Annotated in this window: 20 protein-coding genes; all 20 read left to right on the top strand. The window is 28.0% G+C overall.

What is annotated here, in order from left to right; genetic code table 11:
* Nucleotides 1-11: 11 nt before the first annotated feature.
* Nucleotides 12-824 carry a TlyA family RNA methyltransferase gene (locus KQI86_RS01265; RefSeq protein ID WP_216437346.1) on the top strand — a complete coding sequence of 271 codons (813 nt, stop codon included), beginning with the start codon at nucleotides 12-14 and terminating at the stop codon, nucleotides 822-824.
* A gap of 9 nt (nucleotides 825-833) precedes the next feature.
* Nucleotides 834-1,658 (top strand): NAD(+)/NADH kinase, encoded by an 825-nt coding sequence (locus tag KQI86_RS01260; protein ID WP_216437345.1) that lies wholly within the window; start codon nucleotides 834-836, stop codon nucleotides 1,656-1,658.
* Nucleotides 1,659-1,682: 24 nt separating this feature from the next.
* Nucleotides 1,683-2,135: an arginine repressor gene (locus KQI86_RS01255; protein ID WP_216437344.1), complete on the top strand. Its 453-nt coding sequence runs from the start codon at nucleotides 1,683-1,685 to the stop codon at nucleotides 2,133-2,135.
* 11 nt (nucleotides 2,136-2,146) lie between these two features.
* Nucleotides 2,147-3,838 (top strand): DNA repair protein RecN, encoded by a 1,692-nt coding sequence (gene recN, locus KQI86_RS01250; protein ID WP_216437343.1) that lies wholly within the window; start codon nucleotides 2,147-2,149, stop codon nucleotides 3,836-3,838.
* Between the two features lie 177 nt (nucleotides 3,839-4,015).
* On the top strand, nucleotides 4,016-5,230 hold the full coding sequence (gene spoIVB / locus KQI86_RS01245) for a SpoIVB peptidase (RefSeq protein WP_216437342.1): 1,215 nt from the start codon (nucleotides 4,016-4,018) through the stop codon (nucleotides 5,228-5,230).
* Between the two features lie 143 nt (nucleotides 5,231-5,373).
* Complete coding sequence (spo0A, locus tag KQI86_RS01240) at nucleotides 5,374-6,186, top strand: sporulation transcription factor Spo0A (protein ID WP_216437341.1); 813 nt, start codon at nucleotides 5,374-5,376, stop codon at nucleotides 6,184-6,186.
* Between the two features lie 158 nt (nucleotides 6,187-6,344).
* A complete protein-coding gene (locus KQI86_RS01235; protein ID WP_216437340.1) occupies nucleotides 6,345-6,893 on the top strand; it encodes a tyrosine-type recombinase/integrase in 549 nt (182 codons plus the stop codon).
* Between the two features lie 448 nt (nucleotides 6,894-7,341).
* Nucleotides 7,342-7,527 carry a hypothetical protein gene (locus KQI86_RS01230; protein ID WP_216437339.1) on the top strand — a complete coding sequence of 62 codons (186 nt, stop codon included), beginning with the start codon at nucleotides 7,342-7,344 and terminating at the stop codon, nucleotides 7,525-7,527.
* A gap of 136 nt (nucleotides 7,528-7,663) precedes the next feature.
* Nucleotides 7,664-8,053: a hypothetical protein gene (locus KQI86_RS01225; protein WP_216437338.1), complete on the top strand. Its 390-nt coding sequence runs from the start codon at nucleotides 7,664-7,666 to the stop codon at nucleotides 8,051-8,053.
* A 47-nt stretch (nucleotides 8,054-8,100) separates the two neighbouring features.
* Nucleotides 8,101-8,343: a hypothetical protein gene (locus tag KQI86_RS01220; protein ID WP_216437337.1), complete on the top strand. Its 243-nt coding sequence runs from the start codon at nucleotides 8,101-8,103 to the stop codon at nucleotides 8,341-8,343.
* A 280-nt stretch (nucleotides 8,344-8,623) separates the two neighbouring features.
* Nucleotides 8,624-9,070 carry a hypothetical protein gene (locus tag KQI86_RS01215; protein ID WP_216437336.1) on the top strand — a complete coding sequence of 149 codons (447 nt, stop codon included), beginning with the start codon at nucleotides 8,624-8,626 and terminating at the stop codon, nucleotides 9,068-9,070.
* 306 nt (nucleotides 9,071-9,376) lie between these two features.
* Nucleotides 9,377-9,775 carry a hypothetical protein gene (locus KQI86_RS01210; protein ID WP_246582614.1) on the top strand — a complete coding sequence of 133 codons (399 nt, stop codon included), beginning with the start codon at nucleotides 9,377-9,379 and terminating at the stop codon, nucleotides 9,773-9,775.
* Between the two features lie 242 nt (nucleotides 9,776-10,017).
* Nucleotides 10,018-10,227, top strand: a complete 210-nt coding sequence (locus KQI86_RS01205; protein ID WP_216437334.1) for a hypothetical protein — start codon at nucleotides 10,018-10,020, stop codon at nucleotides 10,225-10,227.
* A gap of 16 nt (nucleotides 10,228-10,243) precedes the next feature.
* On the top strand, nucleotides 10,244-10,762 hold the full coding sequence (locus KQI86_RS01200) for a HEAT repeat domain-containing protein (RefSeq protein WP_216437333.1): 519 nt from the start codon (nucleotides 10,244-10,246) through the stop codon (nucleotides 10,760-10,762).
* 86 nt (nucleotides 10,763-10,848) lie between these two features.
* Nucleotides 10,849-11,199 carry a DUF7716 domain-containing protein gene (locus KQI86_RS01195; protein WP_216437332.1) on the top strand — a complete coding sequence of 117 codons (351 nt, stop codon included), beginning with the start codon at nucleotides 10,849-10,851 and terminating at the stop codon, nucleotides 11,197-11,199.
* 279 nt (nucleotides 11,200-11,478) lie between these two features.
* On the top strand, nucleotides 11,479-11,826 hold the full coding sequence (locus tag KQI86_RS20060; RefSeq protein WP_343216126.1) for a YmaF family protein: 348 nt from the start codon (nucleotides 11,479-11,481) through the stop codon (nucleotides 11,824-11,826).
* 252 nt (nucleotides 11,827-12,078) lie between these two features.
* The gene (locus tag KQI86_RS01185) at nucleotides 12,079-12,597 is read left to right on the top strand and encodes a GNAT family N-acetyltransferase (RefSeq protein ID WP_216437330.1); all 519 of its coding nucleotides are present in this window, start codon (nucleotides 12,079-12,081) and stop codon (nucleotides 12,595-12,597) included.
* Nucleotides 12,598-12,814: 217 nt separating this feature from the next.
* Nucleotides 12,815-14,167, top strand: coding sequence for a CCA tRNA nucleotidyltransferase (locus KQI86_RS01180; RefSeq protein WP_216437329.1), 1,353 nt, complete (start codon nucleotides 12,815-12,817; stop codon nucleotides 14,165-14,167).
* A 92-nt stretch (nucleotides 14,168-14,259) separates the two neighbouring features.
* Nucleotides 14,260-14,880: a restriction endonuclease gene (locus KQI86_RS01175; protein WP_216437328.1), complete on the top strand. Its 621-nt coding sequence runs from the start codon at nucleotides 14,260-14,262 to the stop codon at nucleotides 14,878-14,880.
* A gap of 248 nt (nucleotides 14,881-15,128) precedes the next feature.
* Nucleotides 15,129-16,397, top strand: coding sequence for a cytosine permease (gene codB / locus KQI86_RS01170; protein WP_216437327.1), 1,269 nt, complete (start codon nucleotides 15,129-15,131; stop codon nucleotides 16,395-16,397).
* Nucleotides 16,398-16,408: the final 11 nt, after the last annotated feature.

Below are 16,408 nucleotides of genomic sequence, written 5' to 3'. Positions count from 1 at the left end.
AGGAGCAAAACATGGCTGATAAAAAAAATAGGCTAGACGTTATATTATTGGAAAGAGGCTTATTTTCTTCAAGAGAAAGGGCAAGAGCCAGTATTATGGCAGGAGAAATATTTGTAGACGGAATTAGAATTGATAAATGCGGGGAAAAAATAAAAGAAGATGCAAAAATTGAATTTAAAGGGGAAGAAATGCCTTATGTAAGTCGTGGAGGCTATAAACTTGAAAAGGCTATAAATTCTTTTAATATAAATTTGTTAGATAAAGTATGTATGGATATTGGTGCTTCCACTGGAGGATTTACCGATTGCATGCTACAAAATGGAGCTAAAAAAGTATTCTCTATAGACGTGGGCTACGGACAACTTGCTTGGAAATTAAGAGTAGATGAGAGAGTTATCTGCATGGAAAGAACAAACTTTAGATATGTAACTCCAGAAGATATGGGGGAACAGGTGGATTTTGGAAGTATAGATGTTTCTTTCATATCTTTAGAAAAAATAATTCCTGCAGCTATAAATATTTTAGGAGATAGAGGAGAAATGGTAGCTCTAATAAAGCCTCAGTTTGAAGCAGGTAAAGATAAAGTTGGAAAAAAAGGCGTAGTAAAAGAAAAAGAAACTCATAAAGAGGTAATACTTAAGATAGTTAATTTTGTAAAGAATTTAAACTTAAAAATAAAAGGAATTCAGTATTCACCTATAAAAGGCCCAGAGGGAAATATAGAGTACTTAATTTATTTTACTAAAGATAAAGACTATATAGATGACTTTTCTTTAGATTTTATTGATGAAGTGGTGAAAATGTCTCATAGTAATTTAGATTAGAGGTAAGTTATGAGAAACATCGGTATTAATGTAAACACAAGTAAAGATATTGAAGGTAATATATTAAACAAATTAATAAAGATATTAAAAAGTAACTGCGAAGACTTAAATATAAAAGTATTTAAAGATTCTATAGGATTAGAAGATAAAAGTACTTCAGAATTGGATGTAGTTATAGTACTAGGCGGAGATGGAACAATTCTTAAAGCTTCTAAGCATTTAGGTAAATATAATGTACCAATTCTGGGTATTAACATTGGACATTTAGGTTTTTTAGCAGAAGTTGAGAGTTCTTTTTTAGAGTTAGCAATAAAAACTCTTTTAAAAGAGGAATACGAAATTGAAGAAAGAAAAATGATTCAATGTAGAGTACATAATGATGGTATTCCTTTTATTGCATTGAATGATATTGTTATAGCCAAAGATGTAACAGGTAGAATAGCAAAATATAAAATAGATATAAATGATAATTACTATACTACATTTGTTTCAGATGGAGTTATTGTATCAACTCCCACAGGTTCTACAGCATACTCTTTATCAGCGGGAGGACCTATAATATATCCTACCATGGATGTTATAAGTGTGACCCCAATATGTAGTCACTCCTTAGGAATTAGAAGCATAGTGCTGGAAGGAAATAGTGTTGTAAATATAAAAATAGATAAGAAATTTGGTAGCGTTCATCTAGTTGTAGATGGGCAAGAGGTTATTGACTTAAAAAGTATTGAAAATGTTATCATTGAACCATCACCCTATAAATGTAAAATTATTAAATTAAACTGTTTTCAAAACGATTATTTTACTTTACTAAGAAAAAAACTACATCTATAATTAAAAATAAGTAGGTGATATATTTTGAAAGTAACTCGTCATGCTAAAATATTAGAGCTAATATCTACTAAGGATATTGAAACGCAAGAGGAATTGGCAGATGAATTAAGAAAATCTGGAATGAATGTTACTCAAGCTACTGTATCTAGGGATATAAAGGAATTAAAGTTAATTAAAGTATTATCCTCTAATGGTAATTATAAATATGCTACAATTAATCATACAGAAAACTATCCATCTAATAAATTGGTTAGTATATTTGCTCATTCTGTAGTTAGCGTAGAGAATGTATCAAATTTTGTAATTATAAAAACATTATCAGGATCTGCCTCAGCAGCAGCAGAAGCTATAGATTCTTTAAGATTTGAAGGAATTGCAGGCACAATAGCAGGGGATAATAATATATTTGTTATGGCTAGAACTCCAGAACAAGCAGTAGTAATAACCCAAAGGATGAAAAAAATGATTAAAGAATAGGGGGTAAAAATGTGCTTCTTCAGTTAAATATTAAAAATTTTGCCTTAATTGAAGATTTAAGCATTTCTTTTGATAGGGGATTTAATGTATTAACGGGTGAGACTGGAGCAGGTAAATCTATTTTAATTGATGCTATAAATTATGTATTAGGCGGAAAGTTCAATAAGGATTTAATAAGAACTGGAAAAGATAAAACCTTCGTTGAAGCTATATTTACTTTAAGTAATGAAAAAACTAAAAGTGAGCTTATAAAGCAAGGAATTGATTATGAAGATTGGATAATTATAAGCAGAGAAACATTTCAAACAGGTAAAAGTATTACAAAAGTGAATGGAAGATCCATATTGTTGACTAATGTAAAACTTATAACTCAGACTTTATTAGACATTCATGGTCAACATGAAAATCAAAACTTATTAGATTCTGTAAATCATATTAGTTATCTAGATGCATTTGCGGGAGAAGATTTAAACAATTTAATGAATAAATATAGAAGTATTTATAGTGAATTAAAAATAATAGAAGATAAAATAAAAGAACTTTCGGGAAAAGATGGAGATAGGGAAAAGTTAATAGACTTTTTAAAATATCAGATAGATGAAATAGATAATGCTAAATTAAAGATTGATGAAGAGGAAGAATTAGAAGAAAGATTTAAAATTCTTTCAAATGCTGAGAAAATAAATAAAGTATTAAGCTATACATATGAAATCTTATACAATGGAGTAGGAGAAAATAGTTCTATTTTAGAAACTATTAATTATATAATAAGAGATTTAAGAAGTGTAGAAATGCATATGGAAAAGATAAAGGAAATATCTCAAGCATTAGAGGAAGTTTATTATAATATTGAGGAAAAAGTACATAATGTAAGAGATATTAAAGATTCTATTTATTACGATGAAGAAGAACTCAATGTTATAAATAGTAGGCTATATCAAATTGGAATATTAAAGAAAAAATATGGAGAAGATATTAAAGAAATATTAAGCTATAGAGATAAGATAAAATTGGAATATGACGAACTGGTAAATAGTGGACAAATAATAGAAGAACTAAATGAAAAAAAAGAAAAAATTATTGAAAAACTGAAAATATACGGTAATGATATACATAATATAAGAAAACAAAAGGCTGTATTGCTGGAAAAAGATGTAAAAAATCAATTGATTTATATAGGACTTGAAAAAAGTAATTTTAAAGTAGGAATAGAATTAAGAGATGATCTAAGTGAAAATGGAATGAATAGAGTTCAATTTTTAATATCCACAAATCCTGGAGAGCCAGAGAAACCTCTAGAAAAAATTGTTTCAGGAGGAGAATTAGCTAGAATTATGTTAGCTTTAAAGAGTATATTTGTGGGAAAAGATGAAATTCCATCAGTAATTTTTGATGAAATAGACACAGGAATAAGCGGAAGAATTGCTCAAAGTGTTGGAGAAAAGATGTATTCTATTTCAACAAAACATCAAGTATTTTGCGTGACGCATTTACCTCAAATCGCCTGCATATCAGATCATCATTATTTAGTTGCTAAAGAAGTTTTAGAAAATAAAACTTATACTCTAATCAAAAAGTTATCTATAAAAGAAAAAAAAGAAGAGATAGCCAGAATGATTGGAGGTAGTGAGGTAACTGAATTAACATTAAAAAATGCAGAAGAAATGGTAAAATTAGCAGATAGTAAAAAAAATCAGATATAATTTAAAATAAAAAGGTTACAATACTAAAGGTTATTGTAATCTTTTTTATTTTTTTTGATTTATAAAATAAGAGCATTAAGGTAAGCAATGCCATTTATGCATTGAAATTATAGCATAATAAAAACTCTAAAAGGGCAACTTAATCATAAACGTTTAATAGAAACAGGAGGTGCAATAATGAAAAAAAAGGGAAAATATAAATTAATTAATAGTTTAATAATATCCGTCCTGTTAGTATCTTCATGTGCTTATTATAAAGCTTTTAAAATACCAACAACTATGTTTATTAGAGAAGGTGAAATGTTAAAATCAAACAATATAATAAAGCTAGTAGAAGATAAAAGCGTAAAAGCTTCAAAAGGATTTGAAACAAAGGATAGAAATATAGATGTAAGTATTTTAGGATTGTTAAAGATTAAATCAGTTTCATTAAAGTCTGTACCTAAAGAATTATCTGTATATCCAGGAGGGCAACCAGTAGGAGTTAAATTAAATACAAAAGGAGTTTTAGTTGTTGCATTATCTGATTTAGAAACCTCTAATGGTAAAGTTAATAGTCCCGCAGCTGTAGCTGGTATTGAAATTGGAGATAGCATAATTAAAATCAATAATGAAGAAATAATAAACTCCGAAAAAGCAAGTTCATTAATCAATAGTTGTGAAGGAAAACCTCTGGTAGTTACATTAGAGAGAAGAGGGGAAACTTTAACTAAAAATATTATTCCGGCAAAAACTAAAGATGGAAATTATAAAATAGGTTTATGGATAAGAGATTCTACAGCTGGAGTGGGAACTCTAACTTTCTATGATGATAAAACAGGAATATTTGCAGCTTTAGGGCATCCAATAACCGATGCAGATACAGGAACTATGCTAAATATCAATTCAGGGGAAATAGTTAATTCTTCAATAATTTCTGTAAGAAAAGGAGTAAAAGGTACTCCAGGAGAATTAAAAGGTATATTTATCGATGAAGATGTAGTTTTAGGTGATATAAAGAAGAATACAGAATGTGGTATATTTGGAGTTAGTAATATGTCATTAAAAAATAAATATAATAAGAAGATGAAAATTGCTTTAAGAGATGAAATTAAAGAAGGGCCAGCCCAGATATTAACAACAATTGACGGTAAGCAACCCAAAATGTATAATATAGTCATAGAAAAACTATTACCTCAAAATACTATAGGTCCAAAAAGCATGATAATTAAGGTAACTGATAAAGAATTGTTAGAAAAGACAGGTGGGATTGTTCAAGGAATGAGTGGAAGTCCTATAATACAAAATGATAAAATAGTAGGCGCTGTAACACATGTATTGATAAATAAGCCAGACACAGGATATGGAATATATATAGAGTGGATGATAAAGGATTCTGATATATTAAAATAAAAATAAATAGATAGCCATGATGCTATCTATTATTTTTTATTTTTATAAATTTTTTCCATGTTTTAGAAGGATTTTCTTTAATCTTTGTCGAACTCTATAATTGCTAAGATATGGGAATTTATTTAGAAAAGGAGAGTATAATTATGGAACATTCAAAGATTACTGTAGTAATTGCTGATGATAACAAAGAGTTTTGTAATATTTTAAATGATTACTTACTCAATCAAAGGGATATAGTTGTTGTGGGAGTTGCAAAAGACGGAATAGAAGCTTTAAAACTAATAGAAGAGAAAAAACCAGATTTAGTAGTATTAGATATAATTATGCCACATTTAGATGGATTGGGTGTTTTAGAAAGACTAAATGGTATGAATATAAATCCAATGCCTAGAATAATAGTTTTATCTGCCGTTGGTCAAGACAAAATAACTCAAAGAGCAATAACATTGGGTGCAGACTATTATGTAGTTAAACCTTTTGACATGGATGTATTTACAAAGAGAATAAGACAAATGTTTAATAATACGATATCTAGTGATGAAGTAAAGAGAACTGTTCCTGTCTCTGAGCCAGCTAATATTAGAGTGAATAGGAATGAACCAATAGATTTAGAAGCGGAAATAACTAATATAATACATGAAATAGGAGTTCCAGCACACATTAAAGGATATATGTATCTTAGAGAAGCTATAACTATGGTTGTAAATGATATGGAACTATTGTCTGCAGTTACCAAAGAGCTGTATCCATCCATTGCTAAAAAGTATAATACTACAGCAAGTCGTGTAGAAAGAGCTATTAGGCATGCTATAGAAGTAGCTTGGTCAAGAGGTCAATTAGATACCATAAATAGAATTTTTGGTTATACAATACATAATGGAAAAGGAAAACCAACTAATTCTGAGTTTATAGCAATGGTTGCCGACAAATTAAGATTGAAAAATAGGGTTGTATAGATCTAGTAAAATCAATGGGTTAGCAGAATTTCAATGCAACCAACGGTATGAAAAGCGAACTGAAAATGTGGCTAATCGCAGGTACTTATGTATAAATTTCTAAAAAAATAGCAATAGACTTTCTCCGTTTATAGGACAATGGAGGAGGTCTATTTTTTATGAAAAAATTTAATTTTTTAATTGATGAGTTTATGATTTATTGTGAATCTAAAAATTTATCTAAAAAAACTATGATGAGTTATGAGCAAGCTTTAAGATTATTTTCTAAGTATTTAGAAGAGGAGTTACAAATAACAGATGTAACAAAAGTAACTGAGAAAATATTACGAGAGTATATTAACTATATTAAGGAGAGAGGTAAGTATACAGTTACAACAGATGAAAGTACTTTAAAAATTAATACTCCACATCGAAGAAAAGATTATAATAAAAAAGTTTCTATATCTACTGTAAATAATTATATTAGAAATATAAAAGTATTTTTTAACTTCTGCTTGGAGAGTAAGTACATTAAAATAAGTCCTACAGCAAGAATAAGGCAGTTTAAAGCTGCTAGAAGACCAAAGGAAGACATTACAGATGAAGACTTCAAAAAGCTTATTAGATCAATAGATACGACAACGTTTCATGGACATAGAGATTATTGTATCTTTCATCTATTAATGGATACCGGGATGAGAATAGGAGAAACATTATGTATGGGTTAGTTTAATAATGGTAGGTACTTATAAATTAGAACAAGTAGCCAGCATTAAGTAACCTAAAGGAAGTAGTAACAGAAGTTGTAAATGTTACAGCATAGACTTATTATCATTGCATATTAGATAATTCCTAATACACTTGACTTATTACATTATATGGAATAATATAAGTAATAAATAAGTTTGTACTAAAATATTAAAAAGGGGATGAGGGTATGAATAATTTTATCGAATATTTAATATGTTTTTTCATAACATTTTTTATTTTCCTTTTCCCAATAGCATTAATTATAAACTGGTTGAGACTAGATGCATTAAATGCTGTAATATTATGTACATCAATTATCTGTGCTACAATAATAAGTTCATCCATATGGATAAAGAAATATATAAAGTAACATATGCAATTAAATAGAAGAAGATTAAAAGCGAACTAATACTAATTGGTTCGCTTTTGAGTAAAACTTTTACAGACAAACTTAAAACTAGTAATTTATTCTCTATTAACTATACATTAGAAGATATATCAGGTGTATTTTCTTCGGGACAAAAATATAAGGTAATAAAATCAAATGGAGAAGTAGGAGTTATGACCCAAAAATCCTTTAGTGAATATTATGAATATACACCTCTAAAATAAATTTAATTTTAAGCAATAGTTGATTTATTTAATCTATTGTGTCAGTTAAAATAATTAGCACAATAGGTTAATGTAGTAGCATAATAGTAATAAAACGTGAAATAAAGATTGTTTATAAAATAGGAGGTCGATATAGTTGAAACCAATGGATATAAAAAACAAAATTCTGTTGGGAATTAGTATGATTGGACTACTTGGTATCTCATATTGGCTATGCAGATTTTCTTTTTTTGAAATGCATGGTATGAAACAGTGGCCAAATCTATTGGCTATATTAAGTATTACTATAATAGTTATCGCTACTATATTTGGAAATCGAATAATCCCAGTAGCCACTATTATAGGGTATATGGGTGGATTTATTCTTGCTATGATATTTAATACTGATGGTGTAGACCCAGGTGGAGGGAGAACAAATAATGCTTGGATAATATGGGGAACTGTTTTCATTTTCTTAATTCTGATTGGTATCGTTTTGGATTTTATTTCTAAACAAAGACATGAAAATGTAAAGCAAAATCAATAGTGTTTGATGAACATTCTTCTTATTAAGCGATGTAAGGTTGAACTTACATGGTTTTTGAGTTAAAGGATGATTTAAAAAATTTAATTGAAAAAGAAAAGTTAAGAGAAAATATTATAGAGATTCAGGAATTAAAAATAAGAAATTTTGATGGGGAACTTAAAGTTAAAAATATAAAAGTATATAATGAGGTTTTAAATCGATTTAACGCCTTTGTAGATAGTCATAAAGAGTTAAAGCAACAAGATATTATTTCACAAGCTCTATGGGAATTTTTATCTAAGTATGAATAAATTAATATTATATTCACTAATCTAATATTTTAAGATGTGCTTTAAGGAAATCACATCTTTTGTTTTTTAGATTTTTTATTAATTTATAATTGTATTTAGTTTTACATTTAAAATTAGAGGAATTTAATCTATTAATGTTGAATACTTACTATATCAACTTATATATACATTTAAAACATAATATTAAAATGTATACAAAATATGAAAAAATATGGAGAAAAAAATAACGATATGTTAAAATATAAATAATATTGCTGAAGTTGAAGAGGTGACTTATGATATGAAAAGAAAATTTTATTTGTTAATTGTTATCTTAATATGTATAGGTCTTGCAATATTTCATAATGTAAATAAATATTTTATAATTCCATTTCATTTGAATGATTTACGCCTTACATCTGAAAGTTCAATTTATTTTTATTATGTAAGTTATGTGATATTAATATCTACAATAATCTATTTATTAATAACAGAATTTATTAAAAGTAGGGTAAAAACAACTAAATTAAAAAAAATAGCCTATCATTTGCAAATAGGTGTATATATAATAATTTTAAGAATAGCACAAATGAAAACAGTACCTCAATTTCTTAAGAGTAGACTAAATTTGAAACCATGGCAGTATGGATTTGTTTTATTAATATTTCTATTTTCATCACTATATGCAGTATTCTGTATTTATGTTTTTGACAAAGTAACAAAAAAATTTAATTCTAATAATATTTAGGAACTAAATGTTATTAGAATAGATTAGTTAAAGATTATTATTTTATTGTGATTTAAATGCTGTAGAATAATTAAATTACTATTGAAAAATTAAAATTAGTAAAATAAAGCGAAAGCGAACTAAGTAATATTGGTTCGCTTTTAAGTTATATTCTTTAATATATTTAATACCAAACTCTTTATTTCATATTAGTATAATATTTGCTATAATATTTCCTAATAAGGATTGAGACAATTCTGTAGGATATGACGAACTAGTTTTTGTTAAGAAGGGAAGTTAACCATGATTGAAATAAGCAACTTCATTATGAATGATGAAGAGAGTGACAGTAGGTATATATGCTATAATTTAAATACAAGTATAAGAATCTTTAACCATTTAATCAAGGATGGAGATTTAGAAGAAGTCTATATATATGTCGCCAATAGTATTCAATTAGAATCGGTAATAAATCATATAATATATTACATAGACTGGTTTAGTACCTGTGAAACTGTGTTAAAGTCATATTATGAAAATAAACTTGGTGAAAAAGTGTATGAAACATGGTTTGGTGATATCGAAGTATATAGAGTAGACATTACATTCAATAATAAATATGATTATGGTGCAACAATCTATTGTGGTGACAGAATATACTTGGACCACGCTTTAGAAATAGAGTTTGACAAAGAGAACATATGGGACATAAGGTTGAATGGGTAATTAAATTGCTATTCTGATTAGTTCCTAATCTCCTAAAAGGGTGTAATAGTAAACTATGTTGACCTAATAACAAAGGAGTAGTTTAGATAAAATACTTTGAACAAGCAAAATTTATTTGGAATAATTATGTACCTAAAAGTGGTCAAGCAGATACAGTTCAGGGTGATTTACTGAGGGCGATAGAAAAACTTAGATATGAAGCACAAGATAACGGAAATATAAATTGGGATGACAGGTTTGAAATGTTTTGCGAATATATATGGAATACACTTAGTAGTTGGGGAAAGTATAGTGATGAAGTTTTGACTGAAATAAAAAATGACTTAAACAGAATTAGGGGGTATGAAAACCCCTATGTAAAGGATGATTTATACGACAGAGTAACTGACCATGTTATGGAGTGGTATTTCCAAAACAAAGAATCTATAAAAAGGGAGAAAGACCCTAAATAAGAAAGGGATACCTTTTATGAATATTGATGAAGCATTAAAGTTCTTAAAAAATCACCAACCAATGCCTTCTGATAAGGATTTAGATAAAGAAACAATAGATAGATATAATGAAGTTATGAAGATATTCTTATTTAATAGAGTTCCCGAATGTGTACCTTTGTTTTTAAATTCATTTGGTGAAAGAGATGGTTTTGGAGTTTATCAACTAATCGAGGATGTTATCAGAAAATTTGATGATAGTGAGGTTATTCCACACTTAAGTACAGCATTGAAAAGTGATTTGAGAAGTGTAAGATATTGGAACACTCAAATTGCAGCACTTTTTCCATCAATAGAATTGATTGAACCATTAGTTGACCTCTTAAGTGAGGAAGATTTTGATATTAAATATGCCTCTTTAACAGCCTTATCACAAATTAACAGCAATAAAGTTATAAATATAATTAGAGAATTTCAGAAGAAGGAAGAAGATTCGGAATTAAGGGAACTTGCACAGGAAATCATTGAGGATTTGGAAAAATATAATAGATTATAATTTATTTAATAATGTTTATAAATTGTTCAGAACAGTAGAATACTGCAAAGTAAAGATTACTTATTTAAAATGAAAGGAAGTTTGAGATGGAAGATGAAAGATGTATGAGAACTGCTATAAAGATTGAGGAACTTTTAATGGTAAATAAAGATTTATTAGATATGCATGCTTTATATGTTGAGAAAGATGTAGAAAAATTTGACGAGAATACAATTGTTTATTTAGATAACCATCTCGGGGTTGATGAAGAAGCAGATACCGAGATTTATCCTGTTTTCGCCCACAAATATGATTTACAATGGTTTTTTTCTGGACAGGTTGTAAGCGATATTATTACAAATACACAGTTCCAATTGAAGAATCCTACAGTAGCGGATTATATCATAAATTTAAATTACTATAACGAACATGATTGTTTCTATAAATTTATTAAGTAATTTCTACATGTTATTTGGCATTTTTATTATTAAGCGATGTAAGATTGAACTCACATCGTTTTTGAGTTGTATTACGAATATGAAAAAATGGAAATAACGAAATATAAAGCTTAGCTCCTAGAAAGAAAGATTAGGGAGTTTTTTATTTTAATTTTATTAATGAAAATTTCATTACCCATCTTTAAAGAATTCTATGTGTATAGTAACCCTTTAAATGCTTGTTCATATTATAAAATACGACGATCATTTGATTTGTCTATTTCAAAGGGAGGGATTGCTGTGCCTGATGAAGTTTTTGATTGCAAAAGAGAAGAGGAGCAAAGCTGTCAAACTCACGTACACGAATATTTAGGCAGCACTACAATTTTTGAAGAAATACCTCATAATCATCGTTTTGCTGGAGTTACTAGCGAGGCCATACCAAGTGGCAATAGCCATGTTCATCAGTTATTAGGAAATTCAGATTTTGCTGTAGGCCATCTACATGAAGTTGGAGCTAGAACTGGACCAGCTATACCAGTTGGTGGTGGTAAGCATGTCCACTTTGTTAATGGTACGACTACCCTTGATAGAGGGCATGTACATCAATTTACTTTTGCTACTCTAATTGAAGATCCTATAGATTAAATAAGCTTATTGAGTCGTCGTGATTGACGGCTCTTATTATATGTTTATATTCTTTTGGGTGATGCAATTTCTTATTTTTACCATATTGTTAGTGTATAGTATTTTTAGAATGATGATATAAAAAATTGAAAATTATTTAAGTTACTAAGATAAATGTAAGATATTACGGCTCATTAAATTATATAATAGCAAATTTCTATATTTTATTATATAATAAATTTAAAATGTAGATATAGTTGAGGAATGAAATTTATGGAAAATTTTTTAATTAAAGAATGTAGTTTAGAAGATATAGAAAAAATTAAATACATAAGTGAGAAAACATTCTATGAAACATTTTCTAATGAGAATACAAAAGAAGATATGGAAAATTATTTAAAAGAAAATTTTTCTTATGAACGGTTAGAGAGTGAAATCAAAAATAATGGTTCAAGATTTTATATAATCGAAAATAATGAAGAAGTAGTTTCATATATGAAACTTAATTTTGACAAAGCACAAACAGAGACAGGGCATGATAACACATTAGAAGTTCAAAGAATTTATGTATTACAAGAATATAAAAGTAAGCATATCGGTAAAAGGTTAATACAAAAATCTGTAGAAATTGGAAGAGATAACAATCTAAATTATATTTGGTTAGGTGTATGGGAAAACAACATAAATGCGATAAAATTTTATGAAAAGCAAGGATTTGAAAAATTTGATACACATATTTTCAAATTGGGTGAAGATGAGCAGACAGATAATTTAATGAAATTCATATTGTAAAGTTTATTTATAATAAATAAGGTAATACACAATTTTCTTATTAAGCGATGTAAAACTCAATTTACGTCGCTTTTGAGTTATATTACAATATATAGAAATAATAAAAAGACGAATTACATTTACTAAAGCACTCTATGCATTTAATTAGGTTGTTAAAAATGGGATGTGTGTAAAATAAATGATTTGATTATAGAAATTAATAAGAAGGTGATTTTAAATGATTTATAAGAATATAGAAATACATATACCTAAATGGGTTCAATACACTGTAGATATTTTGCATGAATTTAAATATGAGGCATATGTAGTAGGCGGATGTGTAAGAGATAGTTTATTAGATAAAACACCAAATGATTGGGATATAACCACTAATGCTTTACCTAAAGAGGTTATAGATATATTTAGAAGCCTAGGGTACAAAGTCATAGAAACAGGATTAAAGCATGGAACAGTAACAGTTGTAATAAATGATGAAAATTTTGAAATAACCACCTATAGAATAGACGGAATTTACTCAGATGGAAGGCATCCTGATAATGTTAGTTTCACTAGGAGCTTAAAAGAAGATTTAGCACGCAGAGATTTTACAATCAATGCAATGGCTTACAATTCAAAAGAAGGTTTGATAGATTATTTTAGTGGATTATACGATCTAAAAGGAAAAGTTATACGTTGCGTTGGCATTCCTTATAATAGATTTTCTGAAGATGCCTTAAGGATTATGAGAGCCTATAGATTTGCAGGACAATTAGGTTTTAACATTGAAGAAGAAACATTAACTGCAATTTTAGAATTAAAAGAGAATCTTAAAAATATCTCAATAGAAAGGATAAGAGAAGAACTTAATAAGATTATAATTTCTAATATGAGTATATTTTTTGGATTATATAAACATGGAGTTTTAAAAGTCATATTGCCTGAATTAGAGGTTTGCGCAGAAATAAAACAAGACAATCCATATCATATTTATGATGTTTATGATCATTCCATATATTCTGCAATTAATATAGAATCAAAATTACATTTAAAATTGACTATGTTGCTGCATGACATAGGAAAGTTTGAGTGCAAAACCACTGATGAACAAGGTATTGACCATTTTTATAATCATAATGAAGTATCTGCAATTAAAGCTGAACAGATATTAAAAAGAATGAAGTATGATAATAAGATAATAGAGAAAGTTGTTACTTTGATAAAATATCATGACAGAGAGATTAGTGGAGCAAAATCTATAAAAAAGCTATTAAATTTAATAGGAGAAGAAAGTTTCAGGGATTTATTAAAAGTAAAAATAGCAGATATGCAAGCTCAAAACCTTGACTTTTATAAAGAAAGATATGATAAATTAGTTAATATTGAAGAAAAATTAAATAGAATTATTGAGACGAAGGAATGCTTCACTATAAAGGATTTAGCTATAAATGGCAAAGACCTTATTAATATTGGCATTAAACAAGGTAAGCAAATAGGAGATATATTAAATTATTTATTAGATATTGTTTTAGAGAATCCTGAAATGAATACTAGAGAAAAACTTATGGAGATAAGTAAAAATATAAAGATTTAGATAAGGGTATTTTCTCAACGGTTTTAATGGTTATATATTCTCAATTGTGTATATTATTTTAAAATCTTGCTTAAAATATTTTTGAGGTGATTATGTTGAGTAGAAGATATAGAAGAAATTCTTTATTTTCATTATCAAAAACTGATAGAATATTTTTTGATACTATTATTGATCTATTTTATACATTATCTAGAATAGCCAAGTTTATATATAGGAACATATACAAATCAACACATCATACAGTTAAAACAATAAGAAATATAAATGCTTTAAAGAAAATAGGTTACACAACAGATAATATTTATAATATATTATATAGCCTAAGTTCTAGAGGTTTTGAAATCTTTGTAGCAGAATTATATAAAGCACAAGGATATAATGTAGTTTTAACTCAAAATAGTAATGATTATGGAAGAGATGTAATTTTAAAAACTAATGCAGGAGATATATTTATTGAATGTAAGAGATATTCTAAGGGTAATTTAGCTTTAGGCAGAGAAATAGCCCAAAGGTTACTAGGATCAGTTCAAATGTTTGGTGCTATTAAAGGAATTATCATTACTACAGGGCAATTTCATAAAAATGCATATGAAGTAGAAAGAATGGTTAATAATTTAGAATTAGTTGATATAGATGACATTATGATTATGTTAATGAAGTTAGATACTGAAAAAATAAGTAGAATATTACTAAAGGCTAAAAATGTTGCATAAGTTTTATATAAGATATATATAAATTAGAATGTTGGTAATTAATGTTGACACTGAGAAACTTTTATGAGATAATCTGAAAAGAATTGAATAACTAGTGCTTTTAATGCAGTCCAGTGAGGCTGACAAAGGTATCAAGTGGGAAAAGTATATACTTTTTACTGGGTATTTATGGACTTTTGTCGGTTAAAAGACAAAAGTCCTTTTTGTTGTGCTAGTTGTTCCACATTATATGAATGGGGGAATAATAAATGAGTACAAATTCAAATTCAAAAAAAGATCACGATTTTTCTCTTACTGCAGTTCCAGAAAGTGATAAAAAAGGTTTTTTATCAATGCTTGTGGTTATGTTAGGATTTACATTTTTCTCTGCAAGTATGTTGACAGGAGGGACACTGGGAACTGGCCTTACATTAAAAAAATTTTTATTAGCTGTATTATGTGGTAATTTAATTTTAGGAGCTTACACAGGGGCTTTAGCATATATATCCTGTGAAACAGGTCTTTCAACACATCTTCTTTCTAAATATTCTTTTGGAGAAAAAGGTTCATATTTAGTATCTTTTCTTTTAGGCACCACACAAATAGGATGGTTCGGTGTAGGAGTTGCAATGTTTGCATTTCCAGTAGCAAAAGTAACTGGTATAAATCTTTATCTTTTAGTTATAATATCTGGGATTTTAATGACTTCTAGCGCATATTTTGGAATGAAAACTTTAACTATAATAAGTACAATAGCAGTTCCTGCAATTGTAGTTTTAGGAAGTTATTCAGCTATAACAGCTACAAATGCTATGGGTGGGTTCTCTGCATTTCTGAGTTATCAACCAAAGGAAACACTAGCATTTACCACAGCTTTAACTATGTGTGTTGGATCTTTTATAAGTGGTGGAAGCTTAACACCTGATTTTACTAGATTTGCGAAAACTAAAAAAATTGGAGTGTCTACTACTGTATTAGCATTTTTTATAGGTAATTCTTTAATGTTTATTTTTGGTGCAGTGGGAGCTGCTGCCACAGGTAAATCAGATATATCTGAAGTTATGTTTTTACAAGGTCTTATAATACCAGCAATTATAGTATTGGGATTAAACATTTGGACGACAAACGATAATGCAATATACTCCTCAGGATTAGGATTTTCTAATATAACTAAGTTGCCAAAAAATAAACTAGTTATATTTAACGGATTACTGGGAACTGTGTTTGCATTGTGGTTATACAATAATTTTGTAGGATGGCTAACATTCTTAAGTTCAGCTATTCCAGCTATAGGTGGAATAATAATTGCAGACTTTTTTATAATAAATAAAAGAAAATATTCTCACATAGAAAATACTAAGTTTAAAAATATTAATTGGACAGCAATAATAAGCTGGGCAATAGGAACTTTAGCGGCAAAGTATATACCAGGAATAACGCCATTGTATGGAGTTATAGGAGGAGCATTATCCTTCGTACTTATTAATAAAGCGACTAATACTAAGTATGAAGAGAAAAAGGAAAAAATTGCTGCATAATTGTAGAGGAG

The organism is Clostridium mobile (assembly GCF_018918285.1).
In the GTDB taxonomy this organism is placed as follows: Bacteria; Bacillota; Clostridia; order Clostridiales; family Clostridiaceae; genus Clostridium_AW; species Clostridium_AW mobile.
The sequence above is the reverse complement of the archived record's forward strand: the minus strand, read 5'-3'. Positions and strand labels throughout refer to the sequence as shown.